The sequence below is a fragment of the Janthinobacterium sp. GMG2 genome (assembly GCF_033949445.1).
GTDB classification, from domain to species: domain Bacteria; phylum Pseudomonadota; class Gammaproteobacteria; order Burkholderiales; family Burkholderiaceae_D; genus Janthinobacterium; species Janthinobacterium aestuarii.
Window position 1 is genome coordinate 138,619 of sequence record NZ_JAXAWA010000007.1, and the last position, 21,924, is coordinate 160,542.

The following is a 21,924-nucleotide window of genomic DNA, read 5'->3' on the forward strand; positions in this document are numbered from 1 at the left end:
GAGAACAGTATGCGCGTGTCGTCCCCCGTCCGGCTCACCGGCCTGGCCCTGGTTATCAGTTCCCTGTTTGCTGCGCCCGCGATGGCGCAAACTCCGCCGATGGCGCCCGATATCGGCGCCAAGCTGGTGATGCCCGACGTGAATGATTACGTCAAGCGCGTGGTGATGATTCCCATGCGCGATGGCGTCAAGCTGTACACGGTCATCGTCGTGCCGAAAGACGCCAAACGGGCGCCTATCATGCTCACGCGCACGCCCTATAACGCTGCCCGCCGCGCCCAGCGCGCCACCAGCGCCAGCATGCTGGCCACCTTGCCGCAAGGCGACGACACCCTGGTGGAAAACGGCTACATCCGCGTATTCCAGGACGTGCGCGGCAAGCATGGCTCGGAAGGCGATTACGTGATGACGCGCCCCGTGCGCGGCCCGCTCAACAATACCAAAGTGGACAATGTCACGGATGCGTGGGACACCATCGACTGGCTGTCGAAGAATATCCCGGAAAGCAATGGCAAGGTGGGCATGCTCGGTTCCTCGTACGAAGGGCATACGGTGCTGATGGCCCTGGTCGACCCGCATCCGGCGCTGAAGGTGGCCATTCCCATGAGCGCCATGGTCGATGGCTGGCGCGGCGATGACTGGTTCCATAACGGCGCCTTCCGTATGCCGAGCTTATCCTACCTGGCGTGGCAGACGAGCGTGCGCGGCAGCGGCGAGGCGCCCGTGCTGGGCGCCTACGACGATTACGAAGCGTATCTGCGCATCGGCTCGGCCGGCGACTTTGCAAAGAAATTCGGCATCGACAAGCTGACCTATACGAAAAAGCTGTTCGAGCACCCGGCTTACGACAGTTACTGGCAAGAACAGGCGCTCGACAAGATCCTCGCCAAGCGTCCGCTGATCGTGCCCACCATGCACGTGGTGGGACAGTGGGACCAGGAAGACATCTATGGCCCCTACGCCAGCTACTGGGCGATGGAAGGGCGCGACACGCGCAACAACCTCAATTACCTGGCCATCGGCCCGTGGCGCCACAGCGGCGTCAACTACGAAGGTTCCAGCCTGGGGGCCCTGAAGTTTGACGGCGACACGGCGCGCCAGTTCCGTGAAAAAGTCATGCAACCATTCCTCAATCAATACCTGAAGGATGGCGCGCCGGAAGCGAATACGGCACCCGTCGTGTCGTACCAGAGCGGCACGAACCAGTGGCAGCGCCTGCAGCAGTGGCCGCTGGCCTGCGAGACCTGCGACACCAAGCTGACGCCGATCTATCTGCAGGATGGCTACAAGCTGGGCTTTGCCGCGTCATCGGCCACAGCCGATGCAGCCAGCGGCGCGTTCGATGAATACGTGGCCGATCCCGCGAAACCCGTGCCTTTCGTAACCCGTCCCGTGCGCCTGAACGATGCAGACGTGTGGAAGCCATGGCTGGTCAGCGACCAGCGCGGCTATGCGGACCGTACGGATGTGCTCAGCTATGTCTCGGAACCGTTGAAGACGGCCGTGCGCATCGCCGGCGCGCCGATGGTCAACCTGTTTGCCGCCACCAGCGGCACGGATGCCGACTGGGTGGTGAAGCTGATCGACGTGTATCCGGACGAAGTGCCGTCGCAGCCGGCCATGGGCGGCTACCAGCTTGGCGTGGCGATGGACATCTTCCGCGGCCGCTACCGTGACAGCCTCGAGCACCCGACGGCCATTCCAGCCGGCAAGGTCGAACGCTACCGTTTCGCCTTGCCGAACGCGAATCACGTCTTCCTGCCCGGCCACCGCATTGCCGTGCAAGTGCAGTCGAGCTGGTTCCCCCTGTACGACCGCAATCCGCAAACCTTCGTGCCGAATATCTTCCTGGCCCAGCCAGGCGATTATAAAAAGGCGACGCAGCGCGTGTACCACGCGGCAGGGGCGGCCAGCGCCATCGAGTTGCCGATCGCGCCGCTCGACGCCCGCTAGGCCATTCGCATGAGCACGGCGCCTGCCGCGATCAGGGCGATAGCCAGATAGCGGCGGGGGCTGATTTTTTCGCGCAGGAACAGGGCCGCAATGGCGATGGCGAACAGGATCGATGTTTCGCGCAGGGCCGCGATGGCGGCCACGGGCGCTTGCGTCATGGCCCACAGGGCCAGGCCGTACGAAGCGAGCGTGCCGAAACCGCCAAAGGCGGCCAGGCGCCATTGCGTTTGCGCATAGGCGAGCAAGTCGGCGGGGCGGCGCAACGCCGTCCACAGCAGCAGTCCCGTTCCGTTCAAGACAAAAATCCACATCGTGTAGGCGGCCGGCGCGCCGGAAAGGCGCACGCCGATGCCGTCGATCAGGGTATAGCTGGCGATGACGCAAGCGTTGCCCAGCGCAAAGGCGGTGGCGCGCCCTGTTTGTTTCGTGGTGCCAGCCGTGGCGGGCCGGCGCGCGGCAACATACAGGCCGAGGATGCCCGCGCAGATGCAGGCGACGGCACCCATTTGCATGGCGGACAGGCGCTCGCCGATCAGCGGCCAGCTGGCCAGCGCCACGATGAGCGGCGCGCTGCCGCGCATCAATGGGTAGGCATGGCTCATGTCGCCGGCCTTGTAGGCGGCCGCCAGCAGAGAATAATAGGCCAGCTGCGCCACGGCCGAGGCGGCCAAATAGGGCCAGCTGGCGGGCGCGGGAGAGGTGACGAAGGGCAGCACGGCCAGCGAGATCAGGGCCGCGCCCACGGAGACGAGCACCGTGCTGAGAAAGGTATCCTTGCCCGACTTGACGATGGCGTTCCAGCTGGCGTGCAGCAGCGCGGCAAACAGGACGACGGCGACGACCAGACCGGACATGCGGGCCTTAGCGGGGGCGTATGCTCTGCGACAACAATTCCTGGCGGTGGTGGCGCTGGAAACCTTCCATCAGGACGCCCGAGCGGCCCGCTTTTTCCAGCAGTTCGCGCAAGGTGGCCTGGTCTTCCGCCGTCAGCGCCTTGCGCGACAGGTAGGCGCCGCTCATGCCCCACGGCAATTCCGGCAGCGCTTCCAGGCGCAATCGGTCGGCCAGGCCATACACGCGCGCATCGTTTTGCGCCACGCCGGCGAGGATGGTGGGGGCCATGATGGTGGCATCGATGAAGCCGCTTTGCATCAGACGCGCCACGGAGAGCGCGTCGACTTCGTAGAACAGGCGTCCCTGGCTGCTCAATTCCTTGGCCAGCGCCTGGTACGGTGCGCCGTAGTCGTAGCCGCGCACGAGCGCCACGCGCAATTCGCGCCGGTCGATCAGTTCCTGCATGGTGTTGATGGGTGCGCGCGTGCCCTGCAGCGAGATCAGCAGCGGACGGCTGCCCATCAGCGGGATGAACAGGCCATGCTGGTCGCGCCGCGGCGTGCTGCTGGCCGGGATCAGCAAGTCGGCCTTGCCCGCTTCGAACATCGCTTCCAGGCGCGCGCGGGGCACGGCCGTGAAGACAAAGTTGCAGCCGAGCTTGGCGCCCATGCTGCGCAGCAAGTCGGGATAGATGCCGCTGATCGTGGCGCCACTGACGACCACGCTGGCGCCGATCGCCGAGACGGGCACCTGGATGTCGCGCGAGCATTGCGCGCCCGCCAGGGACGGCAGCGCCAGCGCCAGCATGGCCATGGTTCGGCGCCAGGCGCTGGAATAAAAGTCAGTCATACCCATCCTTGCTTGCCATCGAATGCCGGGCGTCGGTAACGCCCCGCTGATTATCCCATTCTCGCCTATTTATTTCTCAAATACAATATTATCCCCGCGGCTACTTTGTGGTGGAAACCGCAAGTCTGGCCAGGCGCTGCGCCTTGAAGTAGCGCCAGGCCACGAGGATGCCCAGGGTTTGCATGATGGCGCACAGGTAGAAGGTGCTGCCGATGCGCCAGTCCTGCGGCGGCAAATGGCTCACTTCGCCGAGGATCATGCTGCCCAGCAAAGGCATGAGGATGATGCCCAGGCTGCTGATCGATTGCAGGGAGCCCATCAGTTCTCCCTGTTCGCTGGCGTTCGATGATTTCGAGATGATGCCTTGCAGGGCCGGGCCGGCGGCAAAGGCCAGCAGGTTGCACAGGATCAGCGCATACATCATCCAGCCTTGCGTGGCCAGTCCGTACAGCAGGTAGGTGAGGGCGCCCGACGCCATGCCCAGCAGGGATAAGCGCACTTCGCCAAAGCGTTTGATGAGTATGCCCAGCAAGCCCGCCTGCACGACGGCTGCGCACAGGCCCACGCAGAACAGGGCGATGCCGTTCTGGCGCGGCGTCCAGTCGAAGCGGAAGTGCGTGTACAGCACCCACGTGGTGTTGAGCATCATTTGCGCAAACGTCATCAGGCCGAAGGCGAGCACCAGGCCGCGGATTTCCACGCGGCGCACCAGTTTCAGCAGCGCGGCGAACGGGTTGATGCGGGCCAGGGTGAACGGTGCGCGCGGGCCCGGCTGCAGCGATTCGGGCACACAGAAATAGCCGTAGATGAAATTGGCCGCCGACAGGCCAGCCGCCACGTAAAACGGCAGGCGCAGATCGATTTCGCCCAGCAGGCCTCCCAGCATGGGCCCGCAAATGAAGCCCAGGCCGAAGGCGGCGCCGATTTTGCCGAAGCTCTTGGCCCGGTTGTCGGGGGTGGAAACGTCGGAGGCATAGGCGGACGCGACCGACATGCTGGCCGACGAGACGCCGCCGATGACCCTGCCGATGAACAGGCAGGCCAGGTTCGGCGCCCAGCCCGTGGCGAGAAAGTTGATGCCCATGCCCGCCATCGAGTACAGCAGCACGGGACGGCGTCCCACGCGGTCGCTGATGGCGCCCAGCATGGGCATGAAGATGAACTGCAGCAAGCCGAAGAGGGCCGCCATGATGCCGTACCAGAATGCCTGGGCATCCTTGCCGTCGACAAAATTGCCGATCAGGATGGGCAGCACGGGCACCACGAGGCCGATGCCCAGCATGTCGATGAAGACGCAGACGAGGATGAAATTGAGGTTGCCGGCGCGCGCGGGCGCGGCGGGCGATGACGGGGAATGGCTGTCGGGGCTGGTTTGATCGGACATGCATGCTTTCGGCGCGTTGGTATTGCGCCGGCGTCTTGCAGTTTTCTGCTGACGCGCGGCGCGATAGCTGAGGCTTGCATTATAGATAGCATGCGTGCTGCTGGCTATCGCCACCAGGCTTATGTGCTCATTCCCCATTCGTCCGCGAAGGCGGCGCGGAAATCCGTCAGCACGGCCAGCCGCTGTTCGGCCAGCGCGCGGCCCGCCGCCGTCTGCATCTTGCCGGGCAATTTGTCGAGCTTGGTGACGATATGGTCGAGCGCGTAGGCCTTGTCGTCGAGCGGGCGATGCGCGGCCAGCGGATCCGTGCCGTGCGCGAGCGCGCTATCCATGCGCGCGGCCGTATAGAACAGGCGCGCCAGTCCCACGGCGCCCAGCGCGTCGATGCGGTCCGCGTCCTGCACGATCTGCGCTTCGATCGTGTGCGGCGGCAGGTTGGCGGAAAAACTGTGCGTCTCGATGGCGTGGGCCACGCCGGCCAATTTTTCTGCCGGGAACTCCAGTTCCGCCAGCTGGCGGCAAGCCAGCGTTGCCGCCTGGCGCGAGGCCAGATGGCGCTCGGGATGGTTTTTCGGCAAGTTGACCAGGTCGTGCAGGTAGCACGCTGCCATCACGGTGAGGGCGTCGGCCTGCGCATATTCTTCCAGCAGGACGCTGGCATTGCGCCAGACACGGTGCAGATGGTTGATGTCGTGGGCGCTGTCATCGCCCAGGCCGGCCGTGGCCAGCGCCAGCAGACGTGGTTGCCATTGGGAAAGCAAAGAATGCATGGTTCAAAGTCGTAAAAAAGCAGGGGCCGCCAGTGTGGCATAAAACGCCGCCGCGTGGGGCGGGGCGCCCGGCACTTCGGCGTGCCGTATTTGCCACATAAATTGTATTTTTGAAAAGCACTGGTCAGACGAATGCTCTTTTTTAGTGCATGTAAAATTTACATGAGGTAACATTGCCGCACGGAAATTAGAAGCATAAGCTAATTGCGAGAAAGTATTTGCAAAAACATACAAGTGACAGCCATTCCATCGTGCTTGGCGCGTCACATCCAGGGCTTGCATGCAGCGCGCCCTGGCCTGCGCCCCAGGCGAGTTAACGAAAGGATTATCATGAACACCAATTCCAGCGATACTGGCGCAACCGTTGCCAAGGCTGCCGAATACCTGGCCTTTACCCTGGGCCAGGAAGAATATGGCATCGACATCCAGAAAGTCAGCGAAATCCGCAGCTATGAAACGCCGACCCGCATTGCCAACGCCCCCGAGTTCGTCAAGGGCGTGGTCAACTTGCGCGGCATCATCGTGCCGATCGTCGACATGCGCATCAAGTTCAACCTGGGCACGCCCAGCTATGACCAGTTCACCGTCGTCATCATCCTCAACATCGGCAACCGCGTCGTCGGCATGGTCGTCGACCGCGTTTCCGACGTCACCACCCTGATGCCCGAGCAGATCAAGCCGGCGCCGGACATGGGCCGTTCGATCAACACGGAATACGTGATCGGCCTGGGCACCATCGACGAGCGCATGCTGATCCTGGTCGATATCGACCAGCTGATGTCTAGCGCCGATATGGGCTTGATCGAAAAATTGGCCGCCTGATTTTCCCCCGCCTGTCATTTTGATCGGCTTTGTCGGAAACAATTGACCCCAAGCATTGTTTGCTTTTTCTGCAGGGCGCACGCTAGCGCCTTTCCTGGCGCACGGTTCAGCCGAACCGTGCGCCAGTTTCACTTTGGTTTCACTTTTCATGCCCGCCTTGATAGCGCAGCCACGCAGCGCTTCAAGGGATGCCATCAGCCGTTCGGCGCGCTGCATCAGGGCTTTTTAGGATAGTCACATGAATGTATTACGCAACGTCAGCATCGGCGTCCGCCTCGGACTCGGTTTTGCCGTGATCTTGCTGTTTTCCATGCTTATTACGGGCATCAGCGTCTGGCGCCTGCACGACGTGGCCAGTTCCACGCGCGTCATGATGGAGCAGCCGCTGGCCAAGGAACGCTATATTTCCGACTGGTATGGCCGCATCGACAGCGCCGTGCGCCGTACCATCGCCATTGCCCGCAGCAGCGATACCTCGCTCAGCGGCTATTTCGCCGAAGAATCGAAAGTGTCGTCGTCCAGCTCGGCCGAGCTGCAAAAGAAGATCGAGGCACTGATCGACAAGCCGGAAGAAAAAGTCATGTTCGCGGGCTTGCTGGAACAGCGCAAGGTGTACATCAGTTCGCGCGACCAGGTCTACAAGCTGAAGGGCGAAGCGCAGGTCGATGCCGCCAACGAGGTGTTTGAAAAGACCTTTGTGCCGGCCGCCGCCAAGTACCAGAAGATGGTGCTGGACTTGCTGGAACACCAGCGCGCCAGCATCGACACGACGGCGCGCGAGATCGACGCCGTCGCCACTACCAGCCGCAACCTGTTGCTGGTGCTGGCCGTGCTGGCGCTGGGCTTTGGCGTCGTCTGCGCCTGGTTGTTGACGATGGGCATCGTGCGCCCCCTGCGCACGGCCGTGGAGATTGCCCGCAAGGTGGCCGATGGCGACTTGACGGCGCAGATCGACGCCAGCGCCAACGATGAAACGGGGCAATTGCTGCAAGCGTTGAAGGACATGAACACGAGCCTGCTCAACATCGTCGGCGAAGTGCGCAGCGGTACGGACAGCATCGCGACCTCGTCGACACAGATTGCCGCAGGTAACCAGGACCTGTCTTCCCGCACGGAAGAGCAGGCCGGTTCGCTGGAAGAAACAGCGTCATCGATGGAAGAATTGACGTCGACCGTGAAACAGAATGCGGACAATGCGCGCCAGGCGAACCAGTTGGCGGCATCGGCCGCGCAAGTGGCCGTCAAGGGTGGGGAAGTCGTGGCGCAGGTGGTGGGCACGATGGAATCGATCAACGCGTCGTCGAACAAGATCGTCGACATCATTTCCGTCATCGACGGCATCGCCTTCCAGACGAATATCCTGGCGTTGAACGCGGCCGTGGAAGCGGCCCGTGCCGGCGAGCAGGGCCGCGGCTTTGCCGTCGTGGCGTCCGAAGTGCGCAACCTGGCCCAGCGTTCAGCTTCTGCCGCAAAGGAGATCAAGACCCTGATCGGCGCTTCCGTGGAGCAAGTCAACGCGGGCAGCATGCTGGTGGCACAAGCCGGTTCGACCATGACCGATATCGTTGACAGTGTGCAGCGCGTGAGCGACATCATCACGGAAATCACGGCGGCCAGCAGCGAACAAAGCGTGGGTATCGACGAGATCAACCGGGCCATCGGCCAGATGGATGCCGTCACGCAGCAAAACGCGGCGCTGGTGGAAGAATCGGCCGCCGCCGCCGAGTCGATGCAGCACCAGGCGCATAACCTGGCGCAAGTGGTCAGCGTCTTTAAATTGAATGGCCTGCAGGCGCTGAAACGCCCGGCAGCGCCGCAAACCGCCTTGCGCATCGGCACACGCTGATGGCGCCGCGGCTGCCTCGTGCAGCCGCTTTCTGCTGTTCCCCTTTTTTATATAGTCTGGTTCCGCTTTTTTAGGATATTCACATGAATTTGTTAAGAAACGTCAGTATTGGTGTGCGCCTCGGCCTGGGTTTTGCCGTGATCTTGCTGTTTTCCATGCTCATCACGGGCATCAGCGTGTGGCGCTTGCATGACGTGGCCACGGCCACGCGTTCCATGATGGAATTGCCGCTGACGAAGGAACGCTATATTTCCGACTGGTACGCGAAAATCGACAGCGGCGTGCGCCGCACCACGGCCATCGCGCGCAGCAGCGACACGACCTTGGGCGCGTATTTTGCGGAAGAGGCCAAGCAATCGTCGGTGGTCTCGGGCGAATTGCAAAAGAAAATCGAAGCCTTGATTTCCAGCCCGGAAGAAAAGGAACTGTTCCGCCTGGTGAGCGAACAGCGCAAGGTTTACCTCGATTCGCGCGCGCAAGTATCGAAGCTGAAGGCGGATGGACAGGAAGCGGAAGCGGAGCAAGCGTTCCAGGGCATCTTCGTGCCCGGTTCGACGAAGTACCTGAAAGTGGTCAACGACATGCTGCAGCACCAGCGTGCCAGCATCGATAAAACCGCGCGCGAGATCGACGAGGTCGCCAAGACGAGCCGCAACTTGCTGCTGACCCTGGCCGTGCTGGCGCTGGGCTTTGGCGTCGTCTGCGCCTGGCTGTTGACGATGGGCATCGTGCGTCCCCTGCGCACAGCCGTGGAGATTGCCCGCAAGGTGGCCGATGGCGACTTGACGGCGCAAATCGACGCCAGCGCCAACGATGAAACCGGGCAATTGCTGCAAGCGTTGAAGGATATGAACACGAGCTTGCTGAACATCGTCAGCGAAGTGCGTACGGGCACGGACAGCATCGCCACCTCGTCGACGGAAATCGCCGCCGGCAACCAGGACCTGTCTTCCCGCACGGAAGAGCAGGCCGGTTCCTTGGAAGAGACAGCGTCGTCGATGGAAGAGCTGACGTCGACCGTGAAACAGAATGCGGACAATGCGCGCCAGGCCAACCAGTTGGCGGCATCGGCCGCGCAAGTGGCCGTCAAGGGCGGTGAAGTCGTGGCGCAGGTGGTGGGCACGATGGAATCGATCAACGCTTCGTCGAACAAGATCGTCGACATTATCAGTGTCATCGACGGCATCGCCTTCCAGACGAATATCCTGGCGCTGAACGCGGCCGTGGAAGCGGCACGCGCCGGCGAGCAGGGCCGTGGCTTTGCCGTCGTCGCGTCCGAAGTGCGCAACCTGGCGCAACGTTCCGCTTCAGCGGCGAAAGAAATCAAGACCCTGATCGGCGCATCCGTGGAGCAAGTCAACGCGGGCAGCATGCTGGTGGCGCAAGCCGGTTCGACCATGACCGATATCGTCGACAGCGTGCAGCGCGTGAGCGACATCATCACGGAAATCACGGCAGCGAGCAGCGAGCAAAGCGTGGGCATCGACGAGATCAACCGCGCCATCGGCCAGATGGATGCCGTCACGCAGCAAAATGCGGCCCTGGTGGAAGAGTCGGCCGCCGCCGCCGAATCGATGCAGCACCAGGCGCATAACTTGGCGCAAGTCGTCAGCGTATTCAAACTGAATGGGCAGCAGGCCAGTGTCAGCGGTTTGAAGGGTGCCAAGCGCCCGGCAGCCAAGGCGCAGCAAGAAGCCTTGCGGATCGGCCGCGTTGCTTAATTTGATGGTTGCCGGGGGGACTTAGGCCCTACATCAACTGCTGGGGTCAGACCCGGCGGGTCTGACCCCCGATCGACCGCCATCTGCGACAGTTTGTCCGCCTCGCCATTGCGGTGGCGCGGCAGCCAGCGCAAGCTGACCTCATTGAATTGTTCCAGCAGGGCCACTACGGTGGCCCTTTGCGTTTCCAGTCCTTTGGCGCCGACCGGCGTCGTTCCCAGCACGTCGTTGATCACCACTTGGCTGTCGCCGAACAGCAGCAACTGCACGGGCGGCGGGCGCACCTTGAGTGCCGCTTGCAGCACGGCCGTCAGGGCCGCGTATTCCGCGTCGCTGCTGCTGCCATAGCCAGCCGACTCGCTCACTTCGATGCGTTCGCCGTTCGGCCCCAGCAGCAGTGCGCCTATGCCCAGTTTGCCCGGATTCGGGTGGGCGGAACCGTCGAACCAGCCGCGCCAGGCCAGCGGGCCGCCGTGGTCCTGGCGGCTGAGCGCCAGCTGCGCGCGGCGCGCCTGCATCTTGGCTTCCTTGCGTGCTTTGCGCGCGACCGCTTCTTCCGTCATGGCTTGATCAGGAGGGTGTCGATGAGGCTGGCTACCCAGCACGCCACCAGGACGCCCACGGCCACTGTCATGGCCGGGCCGTCATTGGCGGACAGCGCATCGACCTTTTCCACGATCAGCTGCACGTCGAGAGGCAGGGCGCCGCTGTCGATCTGTGCCATTACCTGGTCCAAACGTGCCATGATCTGGCGTAATACGAGCACGAGCGCGACCAGGGCCGGCACGAGGAAGAGGCAGCCGCGCGCCTTGCGTTTCAATACAAAATGCCCGCTGCCGGGAAACACGAGACCCGACAACAGCAGGGCGAGATTACGTTTGGAAAGGGGGGAGCCGCTCATGCGTGCCTTTGTGAGGAGAAAGAGCGGCTCATCATACTATTGCCAGCCGAATTTGCGCAGATACACGCGCTTCATGAACGTTGTCAGCGCCGTGTAGCAGACGAGGATGCCCAGCAGCCATGGGAAATATCCGAGTGGCAAGGCTTGCAGCTTGAAGTAGGTCGCCAGCGGACCCATCGGCAGGAAGACGCCCACGGCCATGATGGCGGTGGTGGCCACCAGCAGGGGCACGGATGCGATGCTGTCGATGAACGGCAGCTTGGGCGTGCGGATCAGGTGCACGATCAAGGTTTGCGTGAGTAGCCCCACGACGAACCAGCCGGACTGGAACAAGGTTTGCTGCTCGGGCGTATTGGCGCCAAACACATGCCACATCAGGATAAACGTGCTGATGTCGAAGATCGAGCTGATGGGTCCGAAGAACACCATGAAGCGGCCGATGTCGCGCGGATTCCAGCTCAGCGGCTGCTGGATCAGCTCGGCATCGACATTGTCGAACGGGATGGCGATCTGCGACACGTCGTACAGCAGGTTTTGCACCAGCAAGTGCAGCGGCAGCATCGGCAGGAACGGTAAAAAGGCGCTGGCCACCAGCACGGAAAACACATTGCCGAAGTTCGAGCTGGCCGTCATGCGGATATATTTGAGCATGTTGCTGAAGGTGCGCCGGCCTTCCAGCACGCCTTCTTCCAGCACCATCAGGCTTTTTTCCAGCAGGATGATGTCGGCCGCTTCCTTGGCGATATCGACGGCCGAATCGACGGAAATGCCGATGTCGGCCGCGCGCAGGGCGGGCGCGTCGTTGATGCCGTCGCCCATGAAGCCGACGATATGGCCATTGCCGCGCAGCGCGCGCACGAGGCGCTCCTTGTGCAGCGGGCTGAGCTTGGCAAACACGGTGTTGTCCTCTGCCGCCTGCGCCAGGGTGGCGTCGTCCATGTCATCGAGCTGCTGGCCTTGCAGCACGCCATGCACGGCCAGGCCCACTTCGCGGCAGATCTTCGCCGTCACGAGGTGGTTGTCGCCCGTCAAGACTTTCACGGTCACGCCGTGTTCGGCCAGCGCGCGCAGGGCGGGCGCCGTCGATTCCTTCGGCGGATCGAGGAAGGCCACATAGCCGATCAGGGTCAGCGCCGTTTCATCGGCCACGCCATACACGGTTTTGTGCGGCGGTACTTCCTTGACGGCCACGGCCACTACGCGCAAGCCTTCCGCATTGAGGCCATGCGTGGTTTCCAGCACCTTGTCCAGCAGGGCAGGATCGAGTGGAATATTCACGCCGCCGAGGCGCAAATGGCTGCAGGCGGCGAGAATTTCCTCGACGGCGCCCTTGCAGATCAGTTCATGGTGATCGTTGCGTTCCGAGACGACGACAGACATGCGGCGGCGCACGAAATCGAACGGGATTTCATCGACTTTCACGTAATCGCGCGCCAGCTGCATTTCCGTCTGCAATTCCACATGGTCGAGCACGGCGCGGTCCAGCAGATTTTTCAAGCCGGTCTGGTAGTGGCTGTTCAGATAGGCAAATTGCAGCACTTCATCGGACGGTTGGCCGAACACGTCGGTATGGCGCTCCAGCACGATCTTGTCCTGCGTCAAGGTGCCCGTCTTGTCCGTGCACAGCACATCCATGGCGCCGAAGTTCTGGATCGCATCGAGGCGCTTGACGACGACTTTCTTTTTCGACAGTTTCACGGCGCCCTTGGCCAGGGTGCTGGTGACGATCATGGGCAGCATTTCCGGCGTCAGGCCGACAGCGACAGAGAGGGCAAACAGGAAAGCTTCCATCCAGTCGCCCTTGGTCCAGCCATTGATGAGGAACACGAGCGGCGCCATCACGAGGGCGAAGCGGATCAAGAGCCAGCTGACGCTGTTCACGCCCGCCTCGAACGCCGTCGGCGTGCGCTCGGTGGCCGTCACTCTCGTGGCGATGGTGCCAAAATACGTGCGGTTGCCCGTGGCCAGTACCAGCGCCGTGGCGGCGCCCGAAATCACGTTCGTGCCCATGAACAGCAAATTGGCCAGGTCCATCGGGTCTTTGCCATGGGCGTCGGCCAGCTCGGCCATCTTTTCCACCGGCAAGGATTCACCGGTCATGGCGGCCTGGCTGACGAACAGGTCTTTCGCGGACAGCAGACGGCAATCGGCGGGGATCATGTCGCCGGCCGACAGCACGATGATGTCGCCCTGCACCAGCTGGCGGATCGGCAGCTCGATCTGCTGGCCATTGCGCAGCACGGTGGCCGTATTGCTGACCATGGCTTTCAGGCGCTCGGCGGCGCGGTTCGAGCGGCCTTCCTGCACGAAACGCAGCAGGGTCGACAAAATCACCATGGTGCCGATGACGATGGTCGCCTTCGGATCTTCTGTCAGGTAGGACACGATGGCCAGCACGGTGAGCAGCAGGTTGAACGGATTCTTGTAGCACAGCCACAGATGCTGGTACCAGGCCAGCGGCTTTTCATGCTCGACCTCATTCGGCCCCGTTTGTGCGCCGATGACTTGCGCCTCGGCATCGCGCAAGCCTTCGATGCGTGTGTGCAGACGGTTCAGCGCGCTGTCGAGCTCTTCATGGGCGGCGGCCAGCAGCTGGCGCGCCAGGTGGTCGGGCACGGGGCGGGCCGTGCTGTTTTCCAGCGGCATGGCGCGGCGGCGGAAATGACCGGCCGTATGGCGTTTGCGCAGGAACGATTCGAATAAGCGGGTGAAGAGATTCATGGCTCTTCCTTTCACGGCGAGGTGTTGACGGGCGGCGCAGCCGCAGGCAAGACTTGCGTGCCGCCGACGCAACATGGCGAACCATGACGCAGGCGGGCAATCCGGGTCAGTAGCCGGTCGCGATCGGAAAGAGGGAGGAGGCGCGCAGCCGGACTGGCCGCGCGAGACACCGCACCTTGCTCAGCAAGGCACGGAGGAAAGAGAGTTCCGCGTTGCTTGCTGTTTAGCTGCCGAGGCAATCACCGATACAAGATCGGCTACTGTCACTAGAACAAGTACCCACGTGGGACTCCGTAAATGAATAATGAGGGCATCTTATGGATGGGCTGCAAGAGTGTCAACTGAAGAAATCTTAGGTTTCCAAAGTGTAATGTTGACGTCAAGGTGCCTGCAATTGCGCGAGCGCCCGCGCCACACCGAGCGATGGGCTCGACAGCACCGGCACGCCCAGTTCCTGCAGTGCCTGCGCTGCCGGCGCCATCGACGCTTGCGCCAGCACGATCACGTCGGCCGCCGGCGTGGCTGTCATTATGCAGCCGGTGATGGCGCCGATATACGCCGCGTGATCGCCAGCCTGGAAGTGCGTCCACGCGCCTTCGGCCAGCAGCGACTGCAACTGGATAGGCCTGTCCAGCGCGGCAGCCGATTCCTGCAACAGGCGCGTGGTGGGCGCCAGCGTGCTGGCCAAGGCCGCCACGACCAGGATGCGCGGGCCTGCCAGCACGGCGGTATCGGCCATGGCGCGGTCGATGCGCATGGCGGTGTAGCGTCCGCCGGTCGGCGTGCGTTCGGCGGCGGCTCCGATGGTGGAGCACGTGCAGACCACGACGGCCGCCCCGTTGGCAGCGGCAGCCGCCATGGCGGCGTGGATGCGCCGTTCCAGCGCGGCCTCGTCGGCGCCGGCTTGCTGCGCCGCCGCCAGCAACGCTTCATCCACATGGTGTTCGGCGACCATGCCTGGCGCCTGCGTATCGAGAAGGCGCGCGAAGCTGGCCACATGCACGGGAGACGTGTGCAGGAAGGAAATGAATGATGTCATGAGGAAGGCGTAGCCGTTTGCGCCATCGCCAGTGAATCGGACAATATCTGCCACAGGGCTGCATGGCGCTGCTGCAGCGCGGCGCCGCCCGCGTAGATCAGTTCCACGTGCAGGCTGTCGACGATGCCCAGGTAGGCTTGCGCATACAGGTCGACGCGCTGCGGCGCCAGGGCAGGCGCCATGCGGCCCAGGCTGGCCACGTAATGTCGCTGCAATTGCGCAAGCAAGGCTTCATAGCCCGTGCCGACTTCGATGCGCAAGGGCGCGGGCGGTAAATATGCCGTGCGCAGCAAAAAGCGCAGGTGGGCCGACTCCGCGTAGCGCTGCGCCATGCGGTCGCAATACAGGGCGCCGGCCTGCAGGCCGCCGGGCGCCGTCAGCGCCGCTTCGTCGGCGAAGCAGCTATCCATGAACGCTTGTTCCTCGGCCAGCGCGTCGGCAAACACGTCGAGGAAGAGGGCGTCCTTGCCGGCGAAGTGCGAATACAGCGAAGCCTTGCGCATGCCCGCCTGTTCGGCGATGTAGCTGAGCGACGAGGCGTCGTAGCCGTGTTCGGAAAAATGCAAGACGGCGACGGCGCAGATGTTATCGGCCGAGGCCGAACGTTTCTTCATATGAGGGTAGTGATTGGGTGAAGCGTCAGTGCGCTCCCAGGCTGCCGGCATGGACCGGATGGATGCGCGCAGTGGCCAGGGTCAGCCATGATACCAGCAGGCCGGCCACGGTCAAGAACAGCAGCCAGGGCAGCGGCCCCCATTCGGACAGACTGGCCGCCAGCGGCGTGGCCAAGGACGATAAGGTCATCTGGATGGCGCCCAGCAGGGCGGCCGTGGAGCCGAGTGCGCGCTGCTGCGAACCCATGGCCATGGCCATCAGCGCCGCTTCCGCGATGCCCAGGCCAAACAGGGCCACGAACATGCCCGGCACGACGGCGGCGATGCCCGCTCCCGCCCACGCGCCCAGCAGGGCCAGTGCCGCACCGCCCAGCATGGCCACGCTGCCCGCCACGCTCAGGCGCGCCACGCCATGCTTTTCCACCATCCGGCCGCTGGCCATGGCACCGAGCAGCACGGCCACGCCTGTCGCGCCAAAGACGAGGCCGAAACTGCTGGCGGACAGGCCGAAATCGCGCTGGTACACGAGCGACGCGCCGCCGATATACGCGAACAGGAAAAAGAACGTGGCTGACAGGGCCAGCGCGGGCAGCAGGAAGGCGCGGTCCTGTGCGATGCGCGCATAGGTGCGGTGCATGCCTTGCGGCGAAACGCGGCGGGCACGGGGCAGTGTTTCCGGCAGGAACAGCGCGCTATTGAGCAGGGTCAAGGCGCCCAGCGCGGCCAGGGCCAGCATCACGGCGCGCCAGCCGTAGTGCGCATCGAGCAAGCCGCCCACGGCGGGCGCCAGCACGGGCGCCAGGCCGACGATGGTCATCAACAGGGCAAACAGCTGCGCCGCTTTGACCCCATCGGCCACGTCGCGCACCATGCTCATCACCACGACCAGGGTCAGCGCCGCACCCAGGCCCTGCAAGGTACGCGCCAGCAGCAAGGTGCTCAATTGATCCGCCTGCGACGCCCATACGGCCGCCACGATGTAGACGGCGATGCCGGCCAGGAGCGGACGGCGCCGGCCCAGCATGTCGGTGAGCGGCCCGCACAGCAATTGGCCTGCGCCGAGTGCCAGCAGGAAGACGGTCAGGCTCAGCTGCACATTCGCATACGAGGTGTGCAGCTCGCGCGCCATGGCGGGCATCGAGGCCAGGTACATGTCGATGCCTGCCGGACCAAGCACGGCCACGAGAGCCAGGGAAGCCGCCAGCCCGAGACTGGCGGCGGGGAGAGTGGTTTGCTGCTGCATTGCGATTCCTTTTATCGTCAAAAAACAGGGCATGGACGCCGCCGTGTTTTTTATTGTACACTTGCTGCCTACCGATAGGTAGCTTGTTCAATCAATGAAAAGGATGAGAGCGATGAAGGAAGAGACAATGACGGGAGAGCTGGCATGACGGAAATGGGAATTTCGCTCAGCGGCGTGGCTGTCGCGCTGCTGTTTGCCGCCTGGAGCTCGCACCGCACCCGCTGCGAGCGGCGCGACGTCATATTGCTGACGATACTCGGCACGACCCTAGGGCTGCCGGGCGCCGTCCTGCTGGCGTTGCCGCTAGCGTAGGTCGGATTAGCGGAGCGTAATCCGACAACATTGTTGGCGAGGCCGGTGGTGATGTCGGATTACGCGCTTGCGCGCTAATCCGACCTACGTAGCTGTAGGCGGCGCATAAAAAAACGGCAGACCTTGCGGCCTGCCGTTCTGGTTTAATGCTCCCGGTTTTCGCCAGGATTTTAATTCCTGATTACCGAGTTTCGACGCCTGACAAAACCGTAGCGAGCGTCAGTGATTTGTGGCCGAGAAGCGCAACCGTACTCTAGTACGGTGAGCATCGCCGGCCGCAAAGCGCGACGCGCAGTAGGTTTGGTCTGGCGTTATTCCTCCTCGTAAGAGCTGATCGGAGCACAACCGCAGAACAGATTGCGGTCGCCGTACACGTTGTCGGCGCGGCCGACCGGCGGCCAGTATTTGCGCTGGCGCAGGGAAGCGACAGGGTACGCCGCGATTTCACGGCTGTACTTGCGGTCCCAGCTGTCCGACATCAAGACTTGTGCCGTGTGCGGCGCGTTCCTCAAAGGGTTGTCGTCGTGGTCGAATTCACCGCTGGCGACCTTGGCGATTTCCGCGCGGATGGCGATCATGGCGTCGATGAAGCGGTCGATTTCCACTTTCGATTCGCTTTCCGTCGGCTCGATCATCAGCGTGCCCGGCACGGGGAAGCTCATGGTCGGCGCATGGAAACCGAAGTCCATCAAACGCTTGGCCACGTCTTCGTTGCTGATGCCGGTGGCGTCCGTGATCGGGCGCAGGTCCAGGATGCACTCGTGCGCGACCAGGCCGTCGTGGCCCGAATACAGCACGGGGTAGTGCGGCGCCAGGCGGCGCGCGATATAGTTCGCCGCCAGGATCGCCGTCTCGGTCGCTGCGGTTAATCCCTCTGCGCCCATCATGGCAATATACATCCACGAAATCGGCAGGATGCTGGCCGAGCCGAATGGCGCGGCGCTGACGGCGCCGATGCCGGCAGCATCGCGCTGGTAGCCGGACGAACGCTGGTTCGGCAGGAATTTCGCCAGGTGGGCGCCCACGCCGATCGGGCCGACGCCTGGTCCGCCACCGCCGTGCGGGATGCAGAAGGTCTTGTGCAGGTTCAGGTGCGATACGTCGCCGCCGAACGAGCCGGGAGCGGCCACGCCGACCAGCGCGTTCATGTTGGCGCCGTCGATGTAGACCTGGCCGCCGTGCGAGTGGATGATTTCGCACAGTTCCTGGATGCCTTCTTCAAACACGCCGTGGGTCGATGGGTAGGTGACCATCACGCAAGCCAGGTTGGCGCTGTGCTTTTCCGCTTTCGCTTTCAGGTCGGCCAGATCCACGTTGCCGTTGGCGTCGCAGCTGGTGACGACGACCTGCATGCCGACCATGTTGGCCGATGCGGGGTTGGTGCCGTGTGCCGACGATGGAATCAGGCAGATGTTGCGGTGGCCTTCGCCGCGCGATTCGTGATACGCCTTGATCACCAGCAGACCCGCGTATTCGCCCTGCGAGCCGGCGTTCGGCTGCAGCGAGACGGCCGCGTAGCCGGTCAGCGCGCACAGCATCTCTTCCAGCTGCGAGATCATTTCGCGGTAGCCAACCGTTTGTGCATCCGGCGCGAACGGGTGGATGTTCGAGAACTCTGGCCAGGTGACGGGAATCATCTCGCTCGTGGCGTTCAGCTTCATGGTGCACGAGCCGAGCGGGATCATGGTGCGGTCCAGCGCCAGGTCCTTGTCGGCCAGGCTGCGCAGGTAGCGCAGCATTTCGTGTTCCGAGTGGTAGCTGTTGAAGACCGGGTGGGTCAGGTAGGCGCTTTCGCGCGCCAGGTTGGCCGGCAGCGCGCTGGTGACGCCAGCTTCAACGGCGTCCAGGTCCGGGGCGGCAGGCGCGTTGGCCAGGCCGTGCGCGAACACCTTCCACAGCAGCGCGATATCATCGCGCGTGGTGGTTTCGTCGAGCGACACGCCGACATGGGTGTTGTCGATCTTGCGCAGGTTGACGCCGTGGTGCATGGCCGTTGCGTGCAGCTGCGCCGCATCGGCGACATTGATGGTCAGGGTGTCGAAGTAGCTCGCGTTGACGACGCCATAACCGAGCGTCTTCAGGTTGGCCGCCAGCACGCCCGTAAAGCGGTGCACGCGCTGGGCGATCTGCAGCAGGCCGGCAGGGCCGTGGTAGACGGCGTACATCGAGGCCATCACGGCCAGCAGCACTTGCGCCGTGCAGATGTTGGACGTCGCTTTTTCGCGGCGGATATGCTGTTCGCGCGTTTGCAGGGCCAGACGGTACGCCTTGTTGCCTTGCGCATCGACGGTCACGCCGACCAGGCGGCCCGACATATTGCGCTTGAATTCATCGCGCGTGGACAGATAGCCCGCGTGGGGGCCGCCGAAACCGAGCGGCACGCCGAAGCGCTGGCTGTTGCCGACGACGACGTCGGCGCCCCATTCGCCCGGTGGCGTGAGCATGGTCAGGGCCAGCAGGTCTGCTGCGACGATGACCATGGCGCCATTCGCATGCAGTTTTTCCACGCCGGCGCGGTAGTCGCGCACGACACCGTTCACGCCAGGGTATTGCAGCAGCACGCCGAAACAGGCGTCGAGCGACTCGATTTCAGCCGGGTCGAACGTGCGCACCTCGATGCCGATCGGCTGGGCGCGCGTCTGCACCACTTCCAGGGTTTGCGGCAGCACGTCGTTGGCGACGTACAGCACGTTCGACTTCGACTTGCCCACGCGCTGGATCAGCGTCATCGCTTCGGCGGCGGCCGTGCCTTCGTCCAGCATCGAGGCGTTCGAGATGCCCATGCCGGTCAGGTCCGTGATCACTTGCTGGAAGTTCAAAATCGCTTCCAGGCGGCCTTGCGAAATCTCTGGCTGGTAAGGCGTGTACGCCGTGTACCAGGCCGGGTTTTCAAAGATGTTGCGCAACACGACGCCAGGGGTGAACGTGTTGTAGTAGCCCTGGCCGATCAGAGATTTGAGCACCTGGTTCTTGCCGGCGATGGCTTTCAGGCGCGACAGGGCTTCCTGTTCCGGCATCGGCTGCGAGTACGCGCCCAGGGGCAGGGCGCCCTTGTTGCGGATGTTGGCCGGTACCAGGGCGTCGATCAGCGCGGCGCGCGATGGATAGCCGAGGGTCTCCAGCATGGCTTGCTGTTCGGTGGCGGAAGGGCCGATGTGGCGGGCGATGAAGGCATCGCGTGCTTCGAGTTGGGTCAGGCTGGTGCGGGTCATGATATAGAGGCCAAAAAAGACTGAAAAACCGGGATGCGGCGCGCGGGCGCGGCGCCGGGGCATAGCTACAAAATTAAATGCAAACGGGCCGCAAACGCGGCCCGTGAGTCAAACGCGATTACGCGCTGGTGGTGGCGCCATAGGCGGCAGCGTCGAGCAAGCCGTCCAGGGCCGACACGTCGGCTGGCTTGATCTTGAACAGCCAGTTGGCGTAGGCGTCGGCGTTGATCGATTCAGGCGCATTGACCACGTCGTCGTTGACGGCCACGACTTCGCCCGACAGCGGCGCATAGATGTCGCTTGCCGCCTTGACCGATTCCACCACGGCGGCGTCGTCGCCGGCGGTGAAGGTGGCGCCGACGTCAGGCAGTTCGACGAAGACGATGTCGCCCAGCGCGTCCTGCGCGTACTCGGTGATGCCGACGGTGATCGTGCCGTCGGCTTCCAGGCGTACCCATTCGTGGGAAGCGGTGTACTTCAGGTCTGCAGGAATATTCATGTGTGGCTCCAGATGGTAAATGTTCGTTATTGATTATGGTTGTACGGTCTTGCGGGCGGCTCTATAAATACGCTTACGCAGCCAGGATTTTACCGTTACGCACGAAAGGCAGCTTGACTACCGAGGCGGCCAGCTGCTTGCCGCGGATTTCCACGTGCACGGTGTCGCCCACGTTGACGCCGTTGGGCACGCGCGCCAGGGCGATTGCTTCCTGCATGGTCGGGCTGAAGGTGCCGCTCGTGATTTCGCCTGTTTGCTCGTTACCGGCGATGATGACTTTTTGATGGGCGCGCAGCACGCCGCCTTTTTCACGCAGGATCAGGCCGACGAATTGCGCGTTCTGGCCTTTGGCCAGCAGGGCGGCCTTGCCGATGAAGTCACGCTCGCTGACCAGGTCGATGGTCCATGCGAGGCCCGCGTCGAGCGGGTTGACGCTTTCATCCATGTCCTGGCCGTACAGATTCATGCCCGCTTCCAGACGCAGGGTGTCGCGCGCACCGAGGCCGGCCGGCTTGACGCCAGCGGCGATCAATGCATTCCACAGCGCTTCCACCTGGGTGGCGGCCACGCCGATTTCAAAACCGTCTTCGCCCGTGTAGCCGGTGCGCGCCAGCATGACTTCGCCGAAAGCCGTGTCCTTGACGATGACGACGTTGAACGGCTTGATGGCTTCGGACGCGGCTTGCGTTTCTGGCAGCACTTGCCACACCTTGGCGCGCGCGTTCGGGCCTTGCACGGCCACCAGGGCCATGGCGTCATTGCCGTCGCGGCGCTGCGTGATCGTCAGGCCGCTGTTGGTGCCAGTATTTTGCTGCCGCATCCAGGCCACGTCTTTTTCAGCCGTGCCCGCGTTGACGACGAGGCGGAACCAGTTTTCATTGAAGAAGTAGACGATCAGGTCATCGATGACGGTGCCTTCGGCATTCAACATGCACGAGTACAGGGCCTTGCCCGACACTTGCAGCTTGTCGACGTTATTGGCCAGCAAGCCGCGCAGGAAGGCGCGCACGTTCGGACCTTCGATATCGACCACGCACATATGGGACACGTCGAACATGCCGGCGTCGCCGCGCACGGCGTTGTGTTCTTCGATTTGCGAGCCGTAGTTGACAGGCATGTCCCAGCCGCCGAAATCGACCATGCGGGCGCCGAGGGCACGGTGGGCGTTGTTGAGTGGGGTCGCTTTGAGCGTCATGGATTCCTC

19 protein-coding genes are annotated in these 21,924 nt (G+C 63.1%); 5 read left to right on the top strand and 14 right to left on the bottom strand.

Going from position 1 to position 21,924, the window contains the following annotated elements; genetic code table 11:
- Positions 1-9: 9 nt before the first annotated feature.
- Positions 10-1,953: a CocE/NonD family hydrolase gene (locus SKZ59_RS22970; protein ID WP_319993039.1), complete on the top strand. Its 1,944-nt coding sequence runs from the start codon at positions 10-12 to the stop codon at positions 1,951-1,953.
- On the opposite strand, the gene SKZ59_RS22975 is transcribed toward SKZ59_RS22970, so the two are convergent.
- The 5 genes from SKZ59_RS22975 to SKZ59_RS22995 all read right to left on the bottom strand — a co-directional run bounded on the left by SKZ59_RS22975 (position 1,950) and on the right by SKZ59_RS22995 (position 6,072).
- A complete protein-coding gene (locus SKZ59_RS22975; protein ID WP_319993040.1) occupies positions 1,950-2,807 on the bottom strand; it encodes a DMT family transporter in 858 nt (285 codons plus the stop codon). The two genes, SKZ59_RS22970 and SKZ59_RS22975, sit on opposite strands and share 4 nt — an antisense overlap.
- 7 nt (positions 2,808-2,814) lie before the next feature.
- A complete protein-coding gene (locus SKZ59_RS22980; RefSeq protein ID WP_319993041.1) occupies positions 2,815-3,636 on the bottom strand; it encodes a substrate-binding periplasmic protein in 822 nt (273 codons plus the stop codon).
- Positions 3,637-3,736: 100 nt separating this feature from the next.
- Complete coding sequence (locus tag SKZ59_RS22985; protein ID WP_070303117.1) at positions 3,737-5,020, bottom strand: TCR/Tet family MFS transporter; 1,284 nt, start codon at positions 5,018-5,020, stop codon at positions 3,737-3,739.
- 119 nt (positions 5,021-5,139) lie between these two features.
- Entirely contained in the window at positions 5,140-5,790 is a 651-nt protein-coding gene (locus SKZ59_RS22990) for an HD domain-containing protein (RefSeq protein WP_070303118.1), read from the bottom strand.
- 3 nt (positions 5,791-5,793) lie between these two features.
- Entirely contained in the window at positions 5,794-6,072 is a 279-nt protein-coding gene (locus SKZ59_RS22995) for a hypothetical protein (protein ID WP_139143373.1), read from the bottom strand.
- A 48-nt stretch (positions 6,073-6,120) separates the two neighbouring features.
- Between SKZ59_RS22995 and SKZ59_RS23000 the strand changes: the two genes are divergently transcribed.
- From SKZ59_RS23000 to SKZ59_RS23010, 3 genes are all read left to right on the top strand, one after another.
- Positions 6,121-6,612, top strand: a complete 492-nt coding sequence (locus SKZ59_RS23000; RefSeq protein ID WP_034752308.1) for a chemotaxis protein CheW — start codon at positions 6,121-6,123, stop codon at positions 6,610-6,612.
- Positions 6,613-6,850: 238 nt separating this feature from the next.
- Positions 6,851-8,458 carry a methyl-accepting chemotaxis protein gene (locus tag SKZ59_RS23005; protein WP_319993043.1) on the top strand — a complete coding sequence of 536 codons (1,608 nt, stop codon included), beginning with the start codon at positions 6,851-6,853 and terminating at the stop codon, positions 8,456-8,458.
- A gap of 83 nt (positions 8,459-8,541) precedes the next feature.
- Complete coding sequence (locus SKZ59_RS23010; protein ID WP_319993044.1) at positions 8,542-10,179, top strand: methyl-accepting chemotaxis protein; 1,638 nt, start codon at positions 8,542-8,544, stop codon at positions 10,177-10,179.
- On the opposite strand, the gene SKZ59_RS23015 is transcribed toward SKZ59_RS23010, so the two are convergent.
- The 6 genes from SKZ59_RS23015 to SKZ59_RS23040 form a co-directional block, all read right to left on the bottom strand.
- Positions 10,176-10,742, bottom strand: a complete 567-nt coding sequence (locus SKZ59_RS23015; protein WP_319993045.1) for a ribonuclease HI family protein — start codon at positions 10,740-10,742, stop codon at positions 10,176-10,178. The two genes, SKZ59_RS23010 and SKZ59_RS23015, sit on opposite strands and share 4 nt — an antisense overlap.
- On the bottom strand, positions 10,739-11,080 hold the full coding sequence (locus SKZ59_RS23020) for a hypothetical protein (protein WP_319993046.1): 342 nt from the start codon (positions 11,078-11,080) through the stop codon (positions 10,739-10,741). The genes SKZ59_RS23015 and SKZ59_RS23020 overlap by 4 nt, the downstream gene beginning before the upstream one ends.
- 36 nt (positions 11,081-11,116) lie before the next feature.
- A complete protein-coding gene (gene mgtA / locus SKZ59_RS23025; RefSeq protein ID WP_319993047.1) occupies positions 11,117-13,801 on the bottom strand; it encodes a magnesium-translocating P-type ATPase in 2,685 nt (894 codons plus the stop codon).
- Between the two features lie 379 nt (positions 13,802-14,180).
- Positions 14,181-14,840, bottom strand: a complete 660-nt coding sequence (locus tag SKZ59_RS23030) for an Asp/Glu/hydantoin racemase (protein ID WP_070304002.1) — start codon at positions 14,838-14,840, stop codon at positions 14,181-14,183.
- Positions 14,837-15,454, bottom strand: a complete 618-nt coding sequence (locus SKZ59_RS23035; RefSeq protein ID WP_319993048.1) for a helix-turn-helix domain-containing protein — start codon at positions 15,452-15,454, stop codon at positions 14,837-14,839. The genes SKZ59_RS23030 and SKZ59_RS23035 overlap by 4 nt, the downstream gene beginning before the upstream one ends.
- A gap of 25 nt (positions 15,455-15,479) precedes the next feature.
- Complete coding sequence (locus SKZ59_RS23040) at positions 15,480-16,697, bottom strand: Bcr/CflA family efflux MFS transporter (protein WP_070304004.1); 1,218 nt, start codon at positions 16,695-16,697, stop codon at positions 15,480-15,482.
- A 144-nt stretch (positions 16,698-16,841) separates the two neighbouring features.
- Here SKZ59_RS23040 and SKZ59_RS23045 point away from each other — a divergent pair, with 144 nt between their 5' ends.
- Positions 16,842-17,009: a hypothetical protein gene (locus tag SKZ59_RS23045; protein WP_319993049.1), complete on the top strand. Its 168-nt coding sequence runs from the start codon at positions 16,842-16,844 to the stop codon at positions 17,007-17,009.
- Positions 17,010-17,320: 311 nt separating this feature from the next.
- Here SKZ59_RS23045 and gcvP read toward each other — a convergent pair whose 3' ends face one another.
- The 3 genes from gcvP to gcvT form a co-directional block, all read right to left on the bottom strand.
- On the bottom strand, positions 17,321-20,221 hold the full coding sequence (gene gcvP, locus SKZ59_RS23050; protein ID WP_319993050.1) for an aminomethyl-transferring glycine dehydrogenase: 2,901 nt from the start codon (positions 20,219-20,221) through the stop codon (positions 17,321-17,323).
- Between the two features lie 118 nt (positions 20,222-20,339).
- Complete coding sequence (gene gcvH / locus SKZ59_RS23055; RefSeq protein WP_034752282.1) at positions 20,340-20,720, bottom strand: glycine cleavage system protein GcvH; 381 nt, start codon at positions 20,718-20,720, stop codon at positions 20,340-20,342.
- Between the two features lie 73 nt (positions 20,721-20,793).
- Positions 20,794-21,915, bottom strand: coding sequence for a glycine cleavage system aminomethyltransferase GcvT (gene gcvT, locus SKZ59_RS23060; protein ID WP_319993051.1), 1,122 nt, complete (start codon positions 21,913-21,915; stop codon positions 20,794-20,796).
- Positions 21,916-21,924 lie beyond the last annotated feature (9 nt).

Coding starts and splice junctions, on each gene's coding strand:
- SKZ59_RS22970 (WP_319993039.1), top strand. CDS start 10: ATGCGCGTGTCGTCCCCCGTCCGGCTCACCGGCCTGGCCCTGGTTATC.
- SKZ59_RS22975 (WP_319993040.1), bottom strand. CDS start 2,807: ATGTCCGGTCTGGTCGTCGCCGTCGTCCTGTTTGCCGCGCTGCTGCAC.
- SKZ59_RS22980 (WP_319993041.1), bottom strand. CDS start 3,636: ATGACTGACTTTTATTCCAGCGCCTGGCGCCGAACCATGGCCATGCTG.
- SKZ59_RS22985 (WP_070303117.1), bottom strand. CDS start 5,020: ATGTCCGATCAAACCAGCCCCGACAGCCATTCCCCGTCATCGCCCGCC.
- SKZ59_RS22990 (WP_070303118.1), bottom strand. CDS start 5,790: ATGCATTCTTTGCTTTCCCAATGGCAACCACGTCTGCTGGCGCTGGCC.
- SKZ59_RS22995 (WP_139143373.1), bottom strand. CDS start 6,072: ATGCAAGCCCTGGATGTGACGCGCCAAGCACGATGGAATGGCTGTCAC.
- SKZ59_RS23000 (WP_034752308.1), top strand. CDS start 6,121: ATGAACACCAATTCCAGCGATACTGGCGCAACCGTTGCCAAGGCTGCC.
- SKZ59_RS23005 (WP_319993043.1), top strand. CDS start 6,851: ATGAATGTATTACGCAACGTCAGCATCGGCGTCCGCCTCGGACTCGGT.
- SKZ59_RS23010 (WP_319993044.1), top strand. CDS start 8,542: ATGAATTTGTTAAGAAACGTCAGTATTGGTGTGCGCCTCGGCCTGGGT.
- SKZ59_RS23015 (WP_319993045.1), bottom strand. CDS start 10,742: ATGACGGAAGAAGCGGTCGCGCGCAAAGCACGCAAGGAAGCCAAGATG.
- SKZ59_RS23020 (WP_319993046.1), bottom strand. CDS start 11,080: ATGAGCGGCTCCCCCCTTTCCAAACGTAATCTCGCCCTGCTGTTGTCG.
- mgtA (WP_319993047.1), bottom strand. CDS start 13,801: ATGAATCTCTTCACCCGCTTATTCGAATCGTTCCTGCGCAAACGCCAT.
- SKZ59_RS23030 (WP_070304002.1), bottom strand. CDS start 14,840: ATGACATCATTCATTTCCTTCCTGCACACGTCTCCCGTGCATGTGGCC.
- SKZ59_RS23035 (WP_319993048.1), bottom strand. CDS start 15,454: ATGAAGAAACGTTCGGCCTCGGCCGATAACATCTGCGCCGTCGCCGTC.
- SKZ59_RS23040 (WP_070304004.1), bottom strand. CDS start 16,697: ATGCAGCAGCAAACCACTCTCCCCGCCGCCAGTCTCGGGCTGGCGGCT.
- SKZ59_RS23045 (WP_319993049.1), top strand. CDS start 16,842: ATGACGGAAATGGGAATTTCGCTCAGCGGCGTGGCTGTCGCGCTGCTG.
- gcvP (WP_319993050.1), bottom strand. CDS start 20,221: ATGACCCGCACCAGCCTGACCCAACTCGAAGCACGCGATGCCTTCATC.
- gcvH (WP_034752282.1), bottom strand. CDS start 20,720: ATGAATATTCCTGCAGACCTGAAGTACACCGCTTCCCACGAATGGGTA.
- gcvT (WP_319993051.1), bottom strand. CDS start 21,915: ATGACGCTCAAAGCGACCCCACTCAACAACGCCCACCGTGCCCTCGGC.